The 18,064-nt window shown below is 73.7% G+C and carries 19 protein-coding genes; 10 read left to right on the top strand and 9 right to left on the bottom strand.

The window, feature by feature from the left end:
• Positions 1-31 precede the first annotated feature (31 nt).
• Genes tatA through JQT67_RS00755 form a run of 5 tightly spaced genes read left to right on the top strand, consistent with a single transcriptional unit; the run spans position 32 to position 5,745 of the window.
• Entirely contained in the window at positions 32-241 is a 210-nt protein-coding gene (tatA, locus tag JQT67_RS00775; RefSeq protein WP_208063094.1) for a twin-arginine translocase TatA/TatE family subunit, read from the top strand.
• 3 nt (positions 242-244) lie between these two features.
• Entirely contained in the window at positions 245-1,036 is a 792-nt protein-coding gene (gene tatC / locus JQT67_RS00770; RefSeq protein WP_243755488.1) for a twin-arginine translocase subunit TatC, read from the top strand.
• A gap of 29 nt (positions 1,037-1,065) precedes the next feature.
• Positions 1,066-3,447 (top strand): RNA helicase, encoded by a 2,382-nt coding sequence (locus JQT67_RS00765; RefSeq protein ID WP_208063391.1) that lies wholly within the window; start codon positions 1,066-1,068, stop codon positions 3,445-3,447.
• A complete protein-coding gene (gene lnt / locus JQT67_RS00760) occupies positions 3,444-5,024 on the top strand; it encodes an apolipoprotein N-acyltransferase (RefSeq protein ID WP_208063093.1) in 1,581 nt (526 codons plus the stop codon). Before JQT67_RS00765 ends, lnt begins: the two co-directional genes overlap by 4 nt.
• The gene (locus tag JQT67_RS00755; protein WP_021009422.1) at positions 5,017-5,745 is read left to right on the top strand and encodes a glycosyltransferase; all 729 of its coding nucleotides are present in this window, start codon (positions 5,017-5,019) and stop codon (positions 5,743-5,745) included. The genes lnt and JQT67_RS00755 overlap by 8 nt, the downstream gene beginning before the upstream one ends.
• A gap of 179 nt (positions 5,746-5,924) precedes the next feature.
• Here the strand turns inward: JQT67_RS00755 and JQT67_RS00750 are convergent, their stop codons facing one another.
• Genes JQT67_RS00750 through JQT67_RS00740 form a run of 3 tightly spaced genes read right to left on the bottom strand, consistent with a single transcriptional unit; the run spans position 5,925 to position 8,436 of the window.
• Complete coding sequence (locus JQT67_RS00750; RefSeq protein WP_307864134.1) at positions 5,925-6,677, bottom strand: glycerophosphodiester phosphodiesterase family protein; 753 nt, start codon at positions 6,675-6,677, stop codon at positions 5,925-5,927.
• A gap of 13 nt (positions 6,678-6,690) precedes the next feature.
• Positions 6,691-7,953: an SPFH domain-containing protein gene (locus JQT67_RS00745; protein ID WP_243755487.1), complete on the bottom strand. Its 1,263-nt coding sequence runs from the start codon at positions 7,951-7,953 to the stop codon at positions 6,691-6,693.
• Positions 7,954-7,977: 24 nt separating this feature from the next.
• Positions 7,978-8,436: an NfeD family protein gene (locus JQT67_RS00740; protein WP_307864133.1), complete on the bottom strand. Its 459-nt coding sequence runs from the start codon at positions 8,434-8,436 to the stop codon at positions 7,978-7,980.
• A 95-nt stretch (positions 8,437-8,531) separates the two neighbouring features.
• On the opposite strand from JQT67_RS00740, the gene JQT67_RS00735 reads away from it, so the two are divergent.
• From JQT67_RS00735 to JQT67_RS00725, 3 genes are read left to right on the top strand one after another with little or no spacing between them, the layout of a single operon-like run.
• Positions 8,532-9,353 carry an SDR family oxidoreductase gene (locus tag JQT67_RS00735; protein WP_307864132.1) on the top strand — a complete coding sequence of 274 codons (822 nt, stop codon included), beginning with the start codon at positions 8,532-8,534 and terminating at the stop codon, positions 9,351-9,353.
• A complete protein-coding gene (locus JQT67_RS00730; RefSeq protein WP_208063091.1) occupies positions 9,353-11,362 on the top strand; it encodes a S9 family peptidase in 2,010 nt (669 codons plus the stop codon). Before JQT67_RS00735 ends, JQT67_RS00730 begins: the two co-directional genes overlap by 1 nt.
• A gap of 1 nt (position 11,363) precedes the next feature.
• Positions 11,364-11,744, top strand: a complete 381-nt coding sequence (locus JQT67_RS00725) for a VOC family protein (protein ID WP_307864131.1) — start codon at positions 11,364-11,366, stop codon at positions 11,742-11,744.
• Positions 11,745-11,746: 2 nt separating this feature from the next.
• Here JQT67_RS00725 and JQT67_RS00720 read toward each other — a convergent pair whose 3' ends face one another.
• From JQT67_RS00720 to JQT67_RS00710, 3 genes are read right to left on the bottom strand one after another with little or no spacing between them, the layout of a single operon-like run.
• Positions 11,747-12,802: a hypothetical protein gene (locus JQT67_RS00720; RefSeq protein WP_208063090.1), complete on the bottom strand. Its 1,056-nt coding sequence runs from the start codon at positions 12,800-12,802 to the stop codon at positions 11,747-11,749.
• Complete coding sequence (locus tag JQT67_RS00715; RefSeq protein WP_208063089.1) at positions 12,799-13,713, bottom strand: diacylglycerol kinase family protein; 915 nt, start codon at positions 13,711-13,713, stop codon at positions 12,799-12,801. The genes JQT67_RS00720 and JQT67_RS00715 overlap by 4 nt, the downstream gene beginning before the upstream one ends.
• A 9-nt stretch (positions 13,714-13,722) precedes the next feature.
• Positions 13,723-14,850: a DNA glycosylase AlkZ-like family protein gene (locus tag JQT67_RS00710; RefSeq protein ID WP_208063088.1), complete on the bottom strand. Its 1,128-nt coding sequence runs from the start codon at positions 14,848-14,850 to the stop codon at positions 13,723-13,725.
• A gap of 78 nt (positions 14,851-14,928) precedes the next feature.
• Here JQT67_RS00710 and JQT67_RS00705 point away from each other — a divergent pair, with 78 nt between their 5' ends.
• Positions 14,929-15,999: a PLP-dependent aspartate aminotransferase family protein gene (locus JQT67_RS00705; protein ID WP_208063087.1), complete on the top strand. Its 1,071-nt coding sequence runs from the start codon at positions 14,929-14,931 to the stop codon at positions 15,997-15,999.
• A gap of 9 nt (positions 16,000-16,008) precedes the next feature.
• Complete coding sequence (locus JQT67_RS00700) at positions 16,009-16,191, top strand: hypothetical protein (RefSeq protein WP_208063086.1); 183 nt, start codon at positions 16,009-16,011, stop codon at positions 16,189-16,191.
• Between the two features lie 30 nt (positions 16,192-16,221).
• Here the strand turns inward: JQT67_RS00700 and JQT67_RS00695 are convergent, their stop codons facing one another.
• The 3 genes from JQT67_RS00695 to JQT67_RS00685 all read right to left on the bottom strand — a co-directional run bounded on the left by JQT67_RS00695 (position 16,222) and on the right by JQT67_RS00685 (position 18,026).
• Complete coding sequence (locus JQT67_RS00695; RefSeq protein WP_208063085.1) at positions 16,222-16,758, bottom strand: hypothetical protein; 537 nt, start codon at positions 16,756-16,758, stop codon at positions 16,222-16,224.
• 66 nt (positions 16,759-16,824) lie between these two features.
• On the bottom strand, positions 16,825-17,526 hold the full coding sequence (locus JQT67_RS00690; protein WP_208063084.1) for a zf-HC2 domain-containing protein: 702 nt from the start codon (positions 17,524-17,526) through the stop codon (positions 16,825-16,827).
• A complete protein-coding gene (locus JQT67_RS00685; protein WP_208063083.1) occupies positions 17,523-18,026 on the bottom strand; it encodes a sigma-70 family RNA polymerase sigma factor in 504 nt (167 codons plus the stop codon). Before JQT67_RS00685 ends, JQT67_RS00690 begins: the two co-directional genes overlap by 4 nt.
• Between the last annotated feature and the right edge of the window lie 38 nt (positions 18,027-18,064).

Below are 18,064 nucleotides of genomic sequence, written 5' to 3'. Positions count from 1 at the left end.
TAGGGGAGTCGGACGAGCGCGGAGGACGATCATGCCCGGTTTCTTCAACAATGCGGCTTCGCATTGGTGGATCATCCTCATCATCGTCGTGCTCATCTTCGGCGCCTCGAAGCTCCCGGCGCTCGCGCGCAGCCTCGGCCAGTCGGTCAACATCCTGAAGAGGGAGGTCAAGGGCGACGGCACCGATGCGCCCGCGTCCTCCGAGACCGACGACCAGGCCTCCAGCTCCGACCGGAAGTAGCGCATGGCCCGCAAGGGGCGGCAGTCGAACCCTGAGGCGACCATGCGTCTCGCCGGTCACCTGCGCGAGTTCAAGCGGCGCTTCCTCATCTCGGGCGTCGCCTTCGTCGTCGCCGCGATCGGCGGCTTCTTCCTCGCCGCACCGCTCCTGCAGCTGCTGAGCGCACCGCTCGACGAGCTGCAGGCCTCGGGGCTCCCGGTCGAGCTCAACGTGACGAACATCACGCAGGCGCTCGACGTGCAGATGCGCATCGCCTTCTTCCTCGGCCTCATCCTCTCGAGCCCGATCTGGATCTGGCAGCTGCTCGCCTTCGTGGTGCCGGCGCTGCGCGGCATCGAGCGGCGCTACGTGCTCGGCTTCATCGCCGCGGCGGTGCCGCTCTTCATCGCCGGCTGCGCGACCGGCTGGTTCGTCCTGCCGCGCATCATCCGGCTGTTCGTCGGCTTCACCCCCGACGGGTTCACCGCCTTCCTCGGCGCATCCGACTACTGGGACTTCTCGCTCAAGCTCGTCTTCGCCGTCGGCGTCTCCTACGTGCTGCCCGTCATCGTCGTCTTCCTCAACCTCGCGGGAGTGCTGAGCGGCGCGGCGATCATCAAGGGCTGGCGCTGGGCGGTGCTCGCCGCGACGCTCTTCGGCGCCTTCGTCACCCCGGCCGGCGAGGTGCTGAGCATGTTCATCATCGCCGTACCGATGGTCGTGCTGTACTTCGCCGCCGCCGGCATCGCGCTGCTCGTCGACCGGCGGCGCGCCAAGCGCGAGAGCGCGCTCGAGGCGAGCGGAGCGGCCGCGTGAGCGTCGCGACCGAGGCGTTCGCGCGCGCGATGCCGTTCGGGCTCGACCCGTTCCAGCGGGAGGCGTGCGAGGCGATCGAGGCCGGCTCGAGCGTGCTCGTCGCCGCCCCGACCGGCGCGGGCAAGACGGTCGTCGCCGAGTTCGCCATCCGCATCACGATGGAGGCGCCCACCGGCCGCGTCTTCTACACGACGCCCATGAAGGCACTGTCGAACCAGAAGCACCGCGAGCTCACCGAGGTCTACGGGCACGCATCCGTGGGTCTCCTCACCGGCGACACGTCGATCAACGGCGACGCCCGCATCGTCGTCATGACGACCGAGGTGCTGCGCAACATGCTCTACGAGGGGCGCGACCTCTCGGCGCTCGAGTACGTCGTGATGGATGAGGTGCACTACCTCTCGGATCGGTTCCGGGGGCCCGTGTGGGAAGAGGTCATCATCCACCTCCCGCGGCACGTGCGGCTCGTCTCGCTCTCGGCGACGGTCTCGAACGCCGAGGAGTTCGGCGCGTGGCTCGACCCCGTGCGCGGCGACACCCGCGTGATCGTGAGCGAGCACCGGCCGGTGCCGCTCGACGCGCACGTGCACATCCGCGGGCGCCTCGTCGACCTGTTCGACTCGAAGGCGGGCGAGGAGACGCACCGGCCCGGCCGCGAGCTCGTCGAGCTCGCGCGCGGCACCGATCTCGCCGACTCGGCGGCGCACGGCCATCGCGATCGCGGCGGCCACAACCGCTACCGCTCCCGCCGCCCGCCGAAGGGCGGCCGCCGCCCCGGCCAGGGCGGCGGCTTCCCGGCACGCGTCGACCGTGTCGCGCTCATCGCGATGCTCGACGACCGCGAGATGCTGCCCGCGATCGACTTCATCTTCTCGCGGGCCGGCTGCGACGCGGCGGTGCAGCAGGTCGTCTCGGGCGGCGTGCGGCTCACGACCCCGGAGGACCGCGCCGAGATCCGTGCGATCGTCGACGAGCGCACCCGCTTGCTCGACGACGCCGACCTCGCGGTGCTCGGCTACTGGGACTGGCTCGACGGCCTCGAGCGGGGCGTCGCGGCGCACCACGCGGGGCTGCTGCCGGTGTTCAAGGAGGTCGTCGAGGAGCTCTTCCGCGCCCGCTTGCTCAAGGTCGTCTTCGCGACAGAGACGCTCGCGCTCGGCATCAACATGCCGGCACGCACCGTCGTGCTCGAGCAGCTCGAGAAGTTCAATGGCGAGGCGCGCGTGCGCATCACGCCGGGGGAGTACACGCAGCTCACGGGCCGCGCCGGGCGGCGCGGCATCGACACCGAGGGCCACGCGGTCGTGATCTGGAACGGCAAGTTGCAGCCGGTCGAGGTCGCCTCGCTCGCCTCCCGTCGCACCTACCCGCTCCACTCGAGCTTCCGGCCCACCTACAACATGGCCGTCAACCTCGTCGACCGGCTCGGGGTCGCCGGCACGCGCGAGGTGCTCGAGACCTCGTTCGCGCAGTTCCAGGCCGACCGCTCGGTCGTGCAGCTCGCGCGACGGGTCGTCGACCAGCGCGCGAGCCTCGCTGGCTACGAGGAGTCGATGCGGTGCCACCTCGGCGACTTCTCGGAGTACGCGGCGCTGCGGCGCGAGGTGAGCGACCTCGAGCGCGACGCCGCGCGCGCGGGGCTGAGCCACGGCGAGCACGAGCGGCTGCAGCGACAGCTGCAGGGCGTGCGGCGGCGGATGCGCGCGCACCCGTGCCACGCGTGCCCCGAGCGGGAGCAGCACGCGCGCTGGGGCGAGCGCTACTGGCGGCTCCGTCGCGACATCGAGAAGGCGGAGCGGCAGATCGACCGCCGCACCGGCCAGATCGCGCAGGCCTTCGACCGCATCACCGAGATCCTCCGCGAGCTCGGCTACATCGAGCACGCCGACGACGGCGAGCGCGTCACGCAGGCCGGCGAGGTGCTGCGCCGCATCTACGGCGAGCGCGACCTGCTGACCGCCGAGAGCCTGCGGCGCGGGCTCTGGGCGCAGCTCGACGCCCCGGCGCTCGCGGCAATGGCGAGCGCGCTCGTCTTCGAGGGCCGTCGCGACGAGGGGATGCTGCCCGAGCGGATGCTGCCGAAGGGTCCGTTCGTCGAGGCGCTCGACGCGACCCAGCGGCTCTGGGCGCAGCTCGACGACCTCGAGCAGTCGCACCGGCTGCCCGGCTCGCTGCCGCTGCAGACGGGGCTCACGCTCGCGATGCACCGCTGGGCGCGCGGCTACCCGCTCGAGGGCGTGCTGCGCGACACCGAGCTCGCGGCGGGCGACTTCGTGCGCTGGACGAAGCAGACGATCGACGTGCTCGAGCAGCTCGCGCAAGTGGCACCGAAGCGCTTGCGCCGCACGGCCGACGAGGCGGTCGACCGCATCCGCCGCGGCGTCGTCGAAGCCTCGGGGTCGGCGCTGTGACAGCGACGAGGGCGGCGACCGCAGCCGCGCGACGCTCGCGCTCGCGCGCGCCGCTGCCGCTCGCGTACGCGTTGGCGGCAGCGATCGCGGCCGGCGCGATCATGCCCTTCGCGTTCCAGCCGTTCGGCTGGTGGCCGCTCATCGTGCCAGCCGTCGGCCTCGCGATCGTCTCGCTGCGCGGGCGATCGCTCGGCGCCGCCTTCGGGCTCGGCTTCACGACCGGCGCGATCTTCTTCCTGCTCCACATCCAGTGGATCACCGTCTACCTCGGCCTCGTGCCGCTCGTCGCGCTCACCGCATGGATGGCGGCGTGGTGGGGGCTCGGCGGCATGGCGCTCGCGCTCGCGTGGCGATGGGGCGATCCGCGCATGCAGGGACCGCTCGGCGCGTTCGCCGGCATGCCGCTGCTCCTCGGTGCCGTCTGGACGGCGCGCGAGTCGCTCTCGTCGAGCGTGCCGTGGGGCGGCTTCGCGTGGGGCAGGCTCGCGCACTCCCAGGCCGCGAGCCCGCTCGCCGACACCACGAGCTGGGTCGGCTTCTCGGGCCTCACGTTCCTCCTCGCCGCCGTCTCGGCCCTGCTCGTGCAGCTCGTGCTGCACCACCGCACGATCCTCCGCCGGCGCCTGACGATCGGCGCGGCCGCGCTCATCCTGCTCGTCGCGATCCCGGGGTTCCCTGTCGAGGCGACCGGGAGCATCCGCGTCGGCGCCGTGCAGGGTGACAGCGAGGCGGGGCTGCTCGCGCCGCGCGTGCCCGGTCAGATCCTCGAGCAACACCTCGAGGCGACGCGCGGACTCGAGGGCGAGGAGCTCGACCTGCTCGTCTGGCCCGAGAACGCCGCGGAGTGGTACGCCGACGAGACGCCCGCGACCATGGCGGCGCTCGACCGCGTGGCCGAGCGCTTCGACGCGCCGCTCGTGACCGGCACGATCACGCGCGACGGCGACGACACCTACAACGCGCTCATCCAGGTCGAGCCCGGTCGGGGCGCGGTCGCCGAGTACCGCAAGCGCCACCCCGTGCCGTTCGCCGAGTACCTGCCGGCGCGCGGGTTCTTCGAGCCCATCCTCGAGGCGCTCGGGTTCCTGCAGTACATCCCGCGCGACTACTCGATCGACCCCTCGAGCGCGAACGCGTTCGAGGTCGCGGGCACGACCGCGGGCCTCGCGATCTGCTTCGACATCATCGACGACCACCTCGCGCGCGAGATGGTGCTCGAGCACGGCGCCGAGATCATCCTCGCGCCGACGAACAACGCCGACTTCGGGGAGGGCTCGGCCGAGAACGTGCAGCAGCTCGCGATCGCGCAGCTGCGCGCCGCCGAGGCGGGCCGCGCGCTCGTCAACATCTCGACGGTCGGCACGAGCGCGATCATCGGCCCCGACGGCGCCGAGATCGACCGCTTGCCGCAATACGAGCCCGGCACGATGGCCGAGGAGCTGCCGCTGTCGACGACCGTCACCCCCGGCATCCGTCTGGGAGCATGGATCGACCTCGCGCTCATCATCGGCGCGGCGCTCGCGCTCGCGGGCCTCGGGGTCGTGAACCGGACAGCAGCGAGGAGGCCGCATGCCTGACGTCATGATCGTCGTGCCGACCTACAACGAGATCGACGGCCTCGAGCGCACGGTCGGTCGCTTGCGGCAATCCGTGCCGCACGCCGAGCTCGTCATCGTCGACGACGGCAGCCCCGACGGCACCGGCGAGCTCGCCGAGAGCCTCTCGAAGCGCGACGCCGGCACGATGGTCGTGCACCGCACGGAGCGCGGCTACCGCTCCGCGGTGATCGAGGGGATGCGCTTCGCGATGTCGCGCGGAGCGACGCGCGTCGTCATCACCGACGCCGACGGCTCCTACGACGCCGACGACCTCCCGGAGCTGCTCGGCGTCTCGGCCGACGGCGTCGACCTCGTGATCGGCTCGCGCTTCGTCGAGGGCAGCGACGTGCGCAACATGGGGCTCCGGCGCCGCCTCGCGGCCCGCATCGGCAACGTCTACGCGCGCAGCATGCTCCAGACCGGCGTGCAGGACCTCACGAGCTCGCTGCGCGTCTACCGCACGCGCATCCTCGAGCGGATCGACCTCGACGCGATCCAGGTGGACGCGTACGCGTTCCAGGTGGCGATGGCCGTGCGCGTCGCGCAAGCCGGGGGCACGATCGCCGAGGTGCCGATCCACTTCATCGAGCGCGCGACCGGCAGCTCGAAGATGCGGCTCGGCGACGAGCTCGGCACGGTCGGCGCCGTCACGAAGTGGTCGCTCTCGGGCGTGCGGGCGCTGCCGAAGCCCCCGCGCTGACCGCCATTCCGCTCGTCGAGCAGGCGCCGCAGGCGCCGCATCGAGACGCCGCCGGCCGGATCTCGATACGCGGCCTCCGGCCGCTACTCGATCAACGAGGGTTGCTGCTACTCGATCAACGGGGGGGGGTGGGGGCGGCCGCTACTCGATCATCGGAGAGGGGTGGGGGCTGCCGCCGCTCAGCGGAGGGGCGGGAGGAGCGGCAGCGCGAGGTCGCAGCGGTCGGTCACGATGCCGTCGACCCCGAGCGCGAGGAGCTCCCGCATCTCGGCCTCGTCGTTGATCGTCCAGACGTGCACCTCGACGCCCGCCGCCTGGAACGCCCGCACGCTGCGCTCCGTCACGATCTCGACGCCGCGATGCCGTCGCGGCACCTGCAGCGCGACGACGGGCGCGAGGATCCGGCGCAGCCGTCCCGCGAGCCCGAGCCGCTGCGCGACGACCGCCCTCGCGACCATCGACTGCGACGCGCTCGTGGCGACGCCCGGCACGAGCTCCGCCGCCTGGCGGCGCCGGCGCTCGGAGAACGACGTGAGCAGCACGCGATCCGTCGCCTTGGCCTCGACGACCGCGCGCACCGCGGGCACGACCGACGCATCCGTCTTCAGGTCGATGTTCCAGTGCGCGTCGGGCAGCGCGAGCAGCGCCTCGCGCAGTCCCGGCACGTGCTCGCCCTGGCCCAGGTCGACGCGCTGCAGGTCCTGGAAGAGCGTCTGCTCGATCTCGATGTCGCGGCCGGCGACGCGGTCGAGCGACGGGTCGTGCGCGATGACGGCGACGCCGTCGGCCGTCGCGTGCACGTCTGTCTCGAGGAACCGCGCGCCCGCGTCGACCGCCGCGATGAACGCCGACATGGTGTTCTCGGGCGCCTCGAGCGCGAGGCCGCGGTGCGCGAGCACGCGCGGCGGTCGCGGATCGAGGTAGCCGGTCACGGGCACAGGCGCGTCACGCCTGCGGCGCCCTGCCGTCGGTCGCGTCGTCGGCGCCGCCCTGGGCACCGGGCTCGGCGTCCGGCACCTCGTTGGCCGCCTGTCGCGCCGCCTCGACCGCCTCGCTGTAGTCGGTGCTCGGCGTCTCGTCGGCGAGCGACGTCGACGACGAGACGGTGTCGGTCGAGCCCGCGCCCCGCGGGTCGATGCCGCTCGCCTGCAGCGTCTCGGCGATCGAGGGAACCTCGACGTCGCTCACGGAGTCGGCCTGGAAGGTCTCATCGAGGATCGACGGCTCGGCCGCCTCGCCGTCGTGCTTCGACGCGCCCTTTTGGAACGGCACCTGCGCGCGCCCCTCGAAGAATCCGCGCCCGACGCCCTGCAGCGCATCCGTCAGCTCCGACGGGATGATCCAGAGCTTGTTCGCGTCGCCCTCGGCGAGCTTCGGGAGCGTCTGGAGGTACTGGTAGGCGAGCAGCTTGTCGTCGGCGTCGCCCTCGTGGATGGCGGCGAAGACGCGCTCGATCGCCTCCGACTCACCCTTCGCGAGCAGCACCTGCGCCTCGGCGTCACCCTTGGCGCGCAGCACCTGGGCCTTCGCCTGGCCCTCGGCGCGCAGGATCTCGGACTGGCGGAGGCCCTCGGCCTCGAGGATCTGCGACTGCTTCGAGCCCTCGGCGGTGAGGATCGCGGCGCGGCGGTCGCGCTCGGCACGCATCTGCTTCTCCATCGAGTCCTGGATGGAGTGGGGCGGGTCGATCGCCTTGAGCTCGACGCGGCCGACGCGCAGGCCCCACTTGCCGGTGGCCTGGTCGAGCACGTTGCGCAGCTGGCCGTTGATCGTGTCGCGGCTCGTGAGCGCCTCCTCGAGGTTCATGCCGCCGACGACGTTGCGGAGCGTCGTGGTGGTGAGCTGCTCGACGGCCGAGAGGTAGTCGGCGATCTCGTACGTCGCGGCGCGCGCGTCGGTCACCTGGAAGTAGACGACCGTGTCGATCGAGACGACGAGGTTGTCCTCGGTGATGACCGGCTGCGGCGGGAACGAGCGCACCTGCTCGCGCATGTCGACCGAGTAGGAGACGCGGTCGATGAACGGCACGAGGAAGTTGAGGCCCGGCTGCAGCACGCGGTGGAAGCGGCCGAGCCGCTCGACCACGCCCGTGAAGCCCTGCTTGATGATGCGGATCGACCGGAAGAGCGTGACGAGCACGAACAGGACGATGAGCGCGACGAGCACGAGCAGGAATCCGTTGAGGATGAAGCTTCCGTCGATCGGCATGGGGGCTCCTTGGTTGTCGGTCGGTTATCGCTGAGCGGGGACGACGATGGCGGTCGCCCCCTCGATTGCGGTGACGACGATGCGCTCGCCGACGTCGGGATCCCGCGGCTGCACCGCGGGGGAGAGGCGCGCCGTCCACACGTCGCCGTTCGAGAGCGTGACCTCGCCAGCGCCGCGCACGAACGTGCGCGTGACCTCGCCGGCCATGCCCATGAGGGCGTCGACGCCCTGCAGGTTGAGCTCGCCCGACTCGTGCAGCCGCTGCAGCAGCTTGGGCCGCACGAGCAGCAGCAGCAGGAGCGCGGCGGCGGCAGCGATGAGCACCTGCGCCCACACGGGCAGCCCGGTGATGCTCGAGACGAGCCCGCCGATCGAGGCCATCCCGATCATGAGGAACGTGAACTCGAGCGTGACCATCTCGATGATGAAGCAGATGAGCGCGACGACGAGCCACACGATCCACGCGTACTGGGCAAGGTCCACGGGCCCAGCATATTGAGCGGATGCCGGAAGCGCTCGAGGCGCGCACGAGCGGCACGGGGCGCGCAGTAGTGTCGAGTCGAACGAAGGAGATCCCTGTGCCGAATGCCGACGCGACGAATCCCGATCCCGCCGGAGAGGAGACCGCGCCGCTCGCGCCGGGCTCGCTCGCCGGCCGCACGGCCCTCGTCACCGGATCGAGCCGCGGCATCGGCGCGGCGACCGTCCAGCTGCTCGCGGCCGCGGGCGCCGACGTCGTCGTCAACTACCGCGCGAAGGCGCCGCGCGCCGAGAAGGTCGCCGCCGCCGCCGAGGCGCACGGCGTCCAGTCGCTCGTCGTGCAGGCCGACCTCACCGACCCCGCGAGCGTCGCGGCGATGTTCGAGGCCGCGCGCGAGCGCTTCGGGGGCCTCGACATCCTGGTCATGAACGCATCCGGGGGCATGGAGAGCGGCATGGGCGAGGACTACGCCATGCGGCTCAACCGCGCCGCGCAGGTCGGCCTGCTCGAGGCGGCGCTGCCGGTGCTGCGCGACGGCGCCCGCGTCGTGTTCGTCACGAGCCACCAGGCGCACTTCATCCGCACGACGCCGACGATGCCCGAGTACGAGCCCGTCGCCCGATCGAAGCGAGCGGGAGAGGACGCGCTGCGCGAGCGCATCCCGTCGCTCGCCGAGCGCGGCATCGAGCTCGTCGTGGTCTCGGGCGACATGATCGAGGGCACGATCACCGCGACGCTCCTCGAGCGCGCGAATCCCGGCGCGATCGCGAGCCGCCGCGAGGAGGCGGGCCGCCTCTACGACGTCGACGAGTTCGCGAGGGAGGTCGCGCTCGCCGCGGTCGAGCCCGTGCCCGCCGACAGCACGCGGCTCGTCGGCGACGTCTCGGGCTTCGGCGAGGCCGAGGGGGTGCGCGGCTGATGCGCGCCGAGGACATCGAGCACCTCGTCTCGCTCTCGCGCCCCGCGGTGCACCCGAGCGGCGAGTGGGCGATCGTCGCCTCGAGCCGCCCGAGCGTGCGCGCGAACCGCAACGTCGGGCAGCTGTGGCGCGTCTCGCTCGCCGACGGCGCGCGTCGCCGGCTGACGGGCGGCGTCGCGGACCGCGAGCCGCAGCTGACGCCCGACGGCGCGACCGTGCTCTTCCTCCGCGACGACGCGAAGGACAAGCCGCAGGTGTGGGCGATGCGCGCCGACGGCGGCGAGGCCGTGCAGGCGACCGCCCAGCCGGGCGGCGTGCGCGAGTTCGCCGTCTCGCCCGACGGCGACCGCATCGCGTTCGCCGCGACGGTCGTCGAGCCCGGCCGCTACGGGAGCGTCGAGGGGCTCGGCGCGGCGCAGGAGTCGCCGCGCCTCATCACGCGCAACCGCAACCTCGCGAACGGCGTCGGGAGCCTCATCGGGCGTCGCTCGCACCTCTTCGTCGCGCAGCTGCCGGACCTCGACGGGGAGCCGCGCTACGACCGCGCCCCGCACCCGCACGACACCGCCGAGACCCACGACGACGCGCCGTTCGCGCCGGAGGCCGTGCAGCTGAGCCACGGCGACTTCGACCACTCGGCGCCCGTGTTCTCGATCGACGGCGCGCGCGTGCTGTGCGTCACGGCGCGGCACGACTCGCGCGACGACGACCTCGTCAACGCGGTCGTGGAGTTCGACGCCGGCGTCGCCCAGGGCGAGCCCCACACGATCCTCTCCTCGCGCGCCGGGCTCTCGGTCGGCGAGGTGCGGCCGACGCCGGACGGCGGCTTCGTGCTGCTCGCGCAGCACATGGGCGAGACGGGTCGTGACTTCGTCGCTCGCAGCACGCAGCTCTTCGTGCTCGAGCACCCCGGCGCGCACGCCGAGGAGGTCACGGACGGCGAGTCGGTCGACCTCGGCGAGCAGGGGAGCCACGCGACGGTCGTCGACGACGGCGTGCTCGTGCAGGAGCGCACGCGCGGCCGCAACCGGCTCGTGCACGTCACGGGCGGCGGCTCGCGGGAGCTCATCGGCGGCGACCTCGAGGTCATCGGCCACGGCGTCGGCGCAGGCGTCACCGTCGCGACCGTCGCGACGCCGACGTCGGCCGGCGAGGTCGCCGTGCTCGACGAGCGCGGCGTGCGCGTCATCACCGACTTCGGCGCACCGCTCGCGGAGGCCGGCGTCGTGCTGCCGACCGAGCACGAGATCACCGGCCGCGACGGGCGCCCCGTGCACGGCTGGGTGTGGGTGCCGGAGGGTGAGGGACCGCACCCGGTGCTCCTCAACATCCACGGCGGGCCGTTCGCGCAGTACGGCGTGGGCGTCTTCGACGAGGCGCAGGTCGCGGTCGACGCGGGCTACGCGGTCGTGCAGTGCAACCCGCGCGGCTCGGCCGGCTACGGCCGCGAGCACGGCGTCGCGATCAAGCAGGCGATGGGCACCGTCGACCTCCACGACGTGCTCGACTTCCTCGACGGCGCGCTCGACGCGCACCCGGAGCTCGACCGCGAGCGGCTCGGCATCATGGGCGGCTCGTACGGCGGCTACCTCACGGCGTGGACGATCGCGCACGACCACCGCTTCACGGCGGCGATCGTCGAGCGCGGCTTCCTCGACCCCGAGTCGTTCACGGGCACGAGCGACATCGGCTGGTTCTTCGGCGGCGAGTACACCGGCACCGACCCGGAGGCGATGCGGGCGCAGAGCCCGATGGCGCGCGTCGGCGACGTGCGCACCCCGACGCTCGTCGTCCACTCCGAGCAGGACTGGCGCTGCCCGCCCGAGCAGGCGCAGCGCTACTGGGCCGCGCTCAAGCGGCAGGGCGTCGAGACGGCGCTCCTGCTGTTCCCGGGCGAGAACCACGAGCTCACGCGCTCGGGGCAGCCGCGCCACCGCATCGAGCGCTTCGAGCACGTGCTGCGCTGGTGGGGCAAGCACCTGCCGACGACCGAGAACCACGGGGGCTGACGTGATCGGCGACGGCCCGCTCGTGCAGGTGGCGCAGCGCGCCGTCGATCTCGAGCGGGCCGCCGCCTTCTACGCCGACCTGCTCGACGTGCCCGTCGCCGCGACCTTCGACCCGCCTGGCCTCGCGTTCCTCGTGCTCGGCGACACGCGGCTGCTGCTCGAGCGCGGCGCCCCCTCGGCGCTGCTCTACTTCGCCGTCGACGACCTCGACGAGCGCGTCGAGCGGCTCCGCGCATCCGGGGTCGGCATCGTGAGCGAGCCGCACGCGATCTTCGAGCACGACGACGACGCGCTCGGGCCGGCCGGCACGGTCGAGCGGATGGCCTTCGTGCTCGACAGCGAGGGCAACACGATCGCGCTCGTGGAGCACGGCGCGGGCTGAGCTCAGGTCATCGGCGCGCCGTCCGCCGCGACGGCGAGCAGCACCCGGTCGCGCGAGGGCGCGTCGAGCAGCCCGAGGTCGTGCGCCATGTGCGCCGCCTCGTCGTAGCCGCGGAAGAAGCGGATGCCCGCCGCCTCGAGCTCGGCGCGCACCGATCCCTCGACGGGCACGACCTCGTGGATGAGCACGGCGACGCCGTGCGCCCCGCCGAGCCGGAGCATCTCGGCGCCGACCTGCGGATCCGCCTGCCCGCTGTCGCCGATGAACATGAAGCGGCACTCGGGGAAGAGCGCGCGCTCCCGCACGAAGTTCTGCAGCTTGCGGGCCTGGATCGACTGCTTCGTGAAGAGGTTGAGGAACGACCCGCCGAGCACGGCGTGGGGCGGGAGACCGAGGCCCGAGAGACCGTTGCGCGTGTACTGCTCGATGAGCCCGCGCGGTCCCTCGGGCCGGGCCGTGACGAACGTCAGATCGCCCGGCCGCGAGGGCTGCGAGGCGTGGCCCTCGTCGAGCTCGATGAGCAGCTCGACGACGCCGGGGTAGACCGAGCCGCGCGGGAAGCGCGTCTCGTGCAGCATCGCGCGCACCGTGTCGTCGATGTCGCACAGGATGCGCAGGTCGTGCACGGGCGCGTCGGCGGCCTCGGCGGCGATGTGCGCGAGCACCGCCTCGCGATCGACGGGCGTGAGCCGCTCGAAGACGACGTGCTCGAGATCGTGCCGGTCGCCGGTCGAGTTGAGCAGGTACTTCATGTCGCGGAAGGGCTCGCCGGTGAGGGAGAGGAGGCACGAGCGGATGCCGCGCGAGATGACGGCGCTCGGCGCGAGCTCGCGCAGCGCGTGCACGACGCGCGCGCGCATGCGCGGGCTGAGCTCGGCGACGCGCTCGACGCACAGCAGCTCGACGAGCGCCTCGCGCTGGGCGCGCCGGAACAGGCCGGTGAAGCGGTTCCCCGCGATCGCCGCGACGGTGCGATCGAGGTCGATCTGGGCGAGGAGGGGCTCGAGCCCTCCTGCGGGGGCGCTGCGGAAGCGAGCGAGTGCCTGGTCGGGAGTCACGCTCCCGATCCTCGCATCCGCACGCTCAGGGCGGCGCGGTCGATGCGCGCGTCGAGCCGATCGACGGGTGCCGCCGCGTCGCCGTCGACCTGCACGGGGAGCGGGCCGTCGACCGCGCCGAGCGTCACGCGCTCGACCCTCCGGTGGCGCAGCACGCCCTCGGCGCGCGCGATGCCCGCCCCGGCCGCCGCGATCCGGCCCCAGTGCGCGAGGTGGCGCGGGCTCACGGTCGCGACGTGCAGCGAGCCGTCGTCGAGCCGCGTCCCGGGGAGCACCGCGAGGCCCGCGGGGATGCGCGCGGCGTTGTGCACGAGGACGCTCCACGCGCGCGTCGACTCGACGGGGCCGCCGTCGAAGCGCCCGCGCACGGCGAAGCTCGGGCTGCCGAGCCGGCCGAGTCCCGCGGCGATGTAGGAGGCCCAGCCGAGCCGTCGCTTCGCGAGCAGCGAGGCCGCCTCGACGGCGAGCGCGTCGTGGCCTACGCCCGCGACCACGAGGAACGGCCGCTCCTCCTCGCGCGCGCCGGCCCGGCTGAGCACGACGCGGCCGAGGTCGATGCGCGAGGTCGGGCCCGAGACCGCCGCTCGCGCGGCCGACTCGACGTCGCGCAGCGGCAGGTCGAGGTTGCGCGCGAAGAGGTTGGCGGTGCCGGCGGGCACGATGCCGAGCGGCACGCCCGAGTGGGCGAGCACGGCCGCGACCTCGCGCACGGTGCCGTCCCCGCCGACCGCGACGACCGCATCCGCCCCCGACCGCAGCGCATCGCGCGCCTGGGGCCCGCCGGTCGCGAGCGGCTCGGTCGGCAGCACGCGCGCGTCGGCGCCCGATCGCGCCGCCTCGCGCAGCACCGCGTCGACGCCGCGCGCGAAGCCGCGAGCGGTCGGGTTGCCGATCACGGCGATGGCGGGCACCGCGCCAGGCTAGCGAGGCTCGGCCGCGCCGTCGGCGAGCGCGAGCCGACCGCCGAGCCAGGCGGAGAAGCGCTCGAGCTCGTCGAGCACGGCCGAGCGGAGCCGGTGGTCGGGCTCGACGTCCCAGTGGATGCGCGCGACCCGCAGCGCGCCCGCGTCGCGGTCGGTGCGCGCGTCGACCTTGCCGACGAGCGCGTCGCCGTCCAGGATCGGCAGCGCGTGCACGCCCCAGCGGCGCTTGGCAACCGGCGTGTACTGCTCGAGCGCGTACTCGAAGCCCCACAGCTCGCGCATGCGGCGGCGATCGGCGATGAGGCGGTCGAGGGGCGAGAGCAGCACGACCCGGCCCGTGAAGCCGGCCGGGGTCGCGCCGTCGGCGAGCCGCCACTCGCCGCGCGTGCCCTGCACGCGGACGCGCTCGCCCGCGTCGCCGACGTGGGTGGGCCGCGCGACGCCGAGCGAGCGCAGCCAGCGGCGCTGCCACGTCTCGAGCGCGGCAGCGGCGTCGGGCGCCTCGACGGGTGGCAGCACGCGCTCGGCGAGGTCCCACACGCGCAGCTGCCCGAGCCGCTCGACCACGACGACCTCGCCCCGCACCTGCAGCAGCTCGAGCATCATCGCGACATCGCGGCCGGTGTTCCACCCGCTCGAGCGGTAGGGCACGTCGGCGGTGTCGGCGATCTCGCCCTGGGGGAGCGGCCCGTCGGTGCGGAGCTGCTCGAGCACCCGCTCGCGGAAGCCGTCGTTCGCCTCGAGCCACGCTCGGCTCCCCTCGCCGATCGCCTCGGGCGCGCGGCCGAGCGCGCGCAGCCACGGCAGGTCGCGCATCGCGCGCAGCCCGATCGCCCACGCCTCCATCGGGTGCCGGTGCGGGCCGAGGTGCTCGAAGAGCGACTGCTCGACCTCGACAGCGCGCCGCACGCCGCCCGAGTCGATCTCGGGCAGCCGCGAGAGCGCGATGTGCTCGGCGGACGGGCACACGATGTCGGTCGGGTTGAGCGGCAGCAGCGTCAGCTGCGCGACGACGTCGGCGAGCTCCTCCGAGCCGTCGACGAGCGCGCGGTCGGCGTCGAGCAGCTGCGCGCGCACCGCGATGCGACGCGCCTCCTCGCGCGAGATGGAGCGGATCGTCGCCACGCGACGACGGTAGCCGAGGCTGCCGACACGAGGCGCCCGCGCGAGGCCGGCGGCTCGTCGCGGTGGGAGGATGGCGCAATGCGAGATGAGCGCCTGCGCCCCGAGACCGTCGTCGTGAGCGCGGGCCGCCCGCCCCACGTGCCGGGCACGCCGTTCAGCGAGCCGGTGACCTTCGCGAGCGCCTTCGTCGCGGGCGGCGACCCCGAGTACGCCCGCTACGGCAACCCGACCTGGACGGCGTTCGAGGATGCGCTCGGCGCGCTCGAGGGCGGGGAGTGCGTCTCGTTCGCGAGCGGCATGGCGGCGGTGAGCGCCGTCGCCGCGCTCGTGCCGCACGGCGGCGCCGTCGTCGTGCCGCGCCACGCCTACCAGCACACGCTCGCGCTGCTCGACGGCGGCGCCGAAGCGGGTCGCTTCGAGGTGCGCCGCGTCGACATCGCCGACGCCGGCGCGGTCGAGGCCGCGATGGCCGGCGCGGCGATGGTGTGGATCGAGTCGCCCACGAACCCCGCGCTCGAGGTCGCCGACGTCGAGCGGCTCGCGGCCTCGGCCCGGGCCGCCGGTGCGCTGAGCGTCGTCGACAGCACCTTCGCGACCCCGCTCCTGCAGCGCCCGCTCGGCCAGGGCGCCGACGTCGTCGTGCACTCGGTCACGAAGCTCATCGCCGGCCACAGCGACATCGTGCTCGGCGCGGTCGTCGCCGACGATCCCGACCTCGCCGCGCGCATCCGCCACCACCGCGGCCTGCACGGCGCGATCCCGGGGCCGATGGAGTCGTTCCTCGCGCTGCGGGGGCTGCGCACCCTCTCGGTGCGGCTCGAGCGCGCCGCGTCGAACGCGCGCGAGCTCGCCGCCCGGCTCGAGGGCGCACCCGGCGTCGTCGAGGTGCGCGACCCCGGCTTCGGCACCGTGCTCGCGGTCGTGCTGCGCGATGCCGCGGCCGCCGATCGGACGGTCGAGCGCGTGCGGCTCTGGATCCCCGCGACGAGCCTCGGCGGCGTCGAGTCGACGCTCGAGCGGCGGCGCCGCTGGGCGACCGAGGCGCCGACGATCCCCGAGGGGCTCATCCGGCTCTCGGTCGGCATCGAGCACGTCGACGACCTCGCCGACGACCTGCTCGCGGCGCTCGGCGACGGCGCCGTCGACTAGCCTCGGAGCATGAGCCGCACCGCGTGGGCAGTCATCTGCGCCATCCTCGCCGTCATCATCGCGTGGATCGTCGTCGACGTCGTCTTCAGCCTGCTGTGGTTCATCGGGAAGCTCGCGATCGTCGCCGTCGTCGCGGTCGTGGTGTTCGTCGCGCTGCGCTCGCTCATCGGGCGCCGCTCGCGCGAGGGCTGACGGCCCCTCGCCGGGATCGTCGCGACGCGGTCACTCCGCCATGCGCTCGCCCTCGGGGGAGAGCACCCACCACACGTCGTTGACGCCCTGGCCCGCGACGGCGCCGGGCGCGGTGTCGCCCGCGAAGTAGTACAGCGGCCAGCCGTTCAGCGTCACTTGCGTCGAGCCGTCGACGCCGGTGATGGTGCCGAGCTCGCCCGTGACGCCCTCCGCATCCGGCGCGCCGCCGTCGGTCGTGACCGCCGGCCAGTTCGTGGCGCACTGGCCCTCGCACGTGCTCACGGCCGCGCCCTGCGTGTCGCTGTCGAACATGTAGACCGTCATCCCCTCGCCGTCGACGACGATCTCGCCGAGCGGGCTCTCGGCGACCGCGAGCTCGAGCGCCGTCGCACCCGGCTCGGCGGATGCGGTGTCGTCGGGCTCGGTCGTCGGCTCGCTCGACGGCTCGGCGGCCTGCGACGCGGTGGCGGTCGGTGTGTCCGACTCGGGGGCGGCGCTCGTGCAGCCGGCGAGCGCGACGACGAGCAGTCCGGCGGCGAGCGCGGCCGCGGTGGTCCTGGTGTTCATGGCAGTTCCCCTCTCGAGCGGCCGCGGTCGCGGCCGATGGGAACACGAGGCAGAGGCCCCGCGGGTTCACCCCTCGCCGAGCTCCGCGCGCATGAGCGCGACATCGCCGTCGTCGAGGCGGATCTCGATCGAGGCGATCTCGTCGGTCGAGAGCGCCGTGGCGGCCGTGAGCCGCGCGGTCTGCCCGGGCGCCGCGCGCCAGCTCGACAGCTCGCTCGCGTTCCCGGCTCGATCGGTGAGCACGAGCACGTAGGGGAGCCCGTCAGGGGATGCCGGATCGGCGTCGCCCTCATAGCTGCACTCGAGCTCCAGCCGCGTGCCCCACGCGACCGGCTCGAGCTCGACGCTCGCCTCGAGCGGGAGGTCGAGCAGCGCCTCGAGCTCGACCGAGTGCGCGCCCCGGTCGTCGAGCGCGCCCGAGAGCGGCACGGCGATGGCGCCGGCGACCGCCGCAGCCGCGGCGATCGCTCCGGCCCAGGTCGCGCGTCGGCGACGGCCCTCGCGACGCGCCCGCTCGAGCAGGCGGGCCCTGCCGCGCGGCGCGGCGGGGAGCCCCGCATCCTCCGGCGCGTCGGCGAGCAGCGCGGTCGCGCGCTCGGGCTCGACCTGCGCGAGCAGGCCGAGGGTGGGCGCGATCTCGGCGATCGCGCGCACGCAGCGGTCGCACGCGTCGAGGTGCTCCTCGAAGGCGCGGCGATCGGCGGGGCTCAGCGCCCCCAGCACGTAGGCGGCATCCCACTCGGCGAACCGCGCGTGGCCGGCGGTCATCGCGTCACACCCCTCTCCTGCAGCGCGAGCCGGAGGGCGCGCAGCCCGTAGTGCAGCCGCGACTTGACGGTACCCTCGGGGACCCCGAGCTCGGCGGCGATCTCGGCGACGGGACGGCCGCCGTAGTAGGCCCGGATGATGACGCCGCGGTGCTCCGGGCTCAGCTCCGCGAGCGCCTGCGCGATCACGAGCGCGTCGAAGCGCGCGTCGATCGCGTCCTCGGCGGCCCTCTCCGGCAGCTCGGCGACCGCGAGCTCGTGGCGGCGGCGGGCGCTGCGCGACTCGTCGATCACGATGTGGCGCGCGACGGTGAGCATCCATGCGCGGGCCGCGTCGGGGTCGGCGAGGATCTTCGAGCTCCGCCACGCCCGCAGCAGCGTCTCCTGGACGACGTCGTCGGCGCCCGCCCGGTCGCCCGTGAGGTGCACGACGTAGCGCCACACCGGGGCGGCGTGCGAGTCGTAGAGCGCCTCCAGGCGCTGGGCGTCGTCGAGCGGCACTCGGTCACCTCCTCGATGAGGACACGAGGCGACGGCGG

The sequence above is a fragment of the Agrococcus sp. TF02-05 genome (genome assembly GCF_017565345.1).
In the GTDB taxonomy this organism is placed as follows: Bacteria; Actinomycetota; Actinomycetes; order Actinomycetales; family Microbacteriaceae; genus Agrococcus; species Agrococcus pavilionensis.
The sequence above is the reverse complement of the archived record's forward strand: the minus strand, read 5'-3'. Positions and strand labels throughout refer to the sequence as shown.

Excerpts from the sequence above, each read along its gene's own strand:
- JQT67_RS00765 (WP_208063391.1), top strand. The coding sequence starts at position 1,066 with ATGCCGTTCGGGCTCGACCCGTTCCAGCGGGAGGCGTGCGAGGCGATC.
- JQT67_RS00695 (WP_208063085.1), bottom strand. The coding sequence starts at position 16,758 with ATGAACACCAGGACCACCGCGGCCGCGCTCGCCGCCGGACTGCTCGTC.
- tatA (WP_208063094.1), top strand. The coding sequence starts at position 32 with ATGCCCGGTTTCTTCAACAATGCGGCTTCGCATTGGTGGATCATCCTC.
- JQT67_RS00745 (WP_243755487.1), bottom strand. The coding sequence starts at position 7,953 with ATGCCGATCGACGGAAGCTTCATCCTCAACGGATTCCTGCTCGTGCTC.
- JQT67_RS00705 (WP_208063087.1), top strand. The coding sequence starts at position 14,929 with ATGCGAGATGAGCGCCTGCGCCCCGAGACCGTCGTCGTGAGCGCGGGC.
- JQT67_RS00700 (WP_208063086.1), top strand. The coding sequence starts at position 16,009 with ATGAGCCGCACCGCGTGGGCAGTCATCTGCGCCATCCTCGCCGTCATC.
- JQT67_RS00755 (WP_021009422.1), top strand. The coding sequence starts at position 5,017 with ATGCCTGACGTCATGATCGTCGTGCCGACCTACAACGAGATCGACGGC.
- tatC (WP_243755488.1), top strand. The coding sequence starts at position 245 with ATGGCCCGCAAGGGGCGGCAGTCGAACCCTGAGGCGACCATGCGTCTC.
- JQT67_RS00730 (WP_208063091.1), top strand. The coding sequence starts at position 9,353 with ATGCGCGCCGAGGACATCGAGCACCTCGTCTCGCTCTCGCGCCCCGCG.
- JQT67_RS00690 (WP_208063084.1), bottom strand. The coding sequence starts at position 17,526 with ATGACCGCCGGCCACGCGCGGTTCGCCGAGTGGGATGCCGCCTACGTG.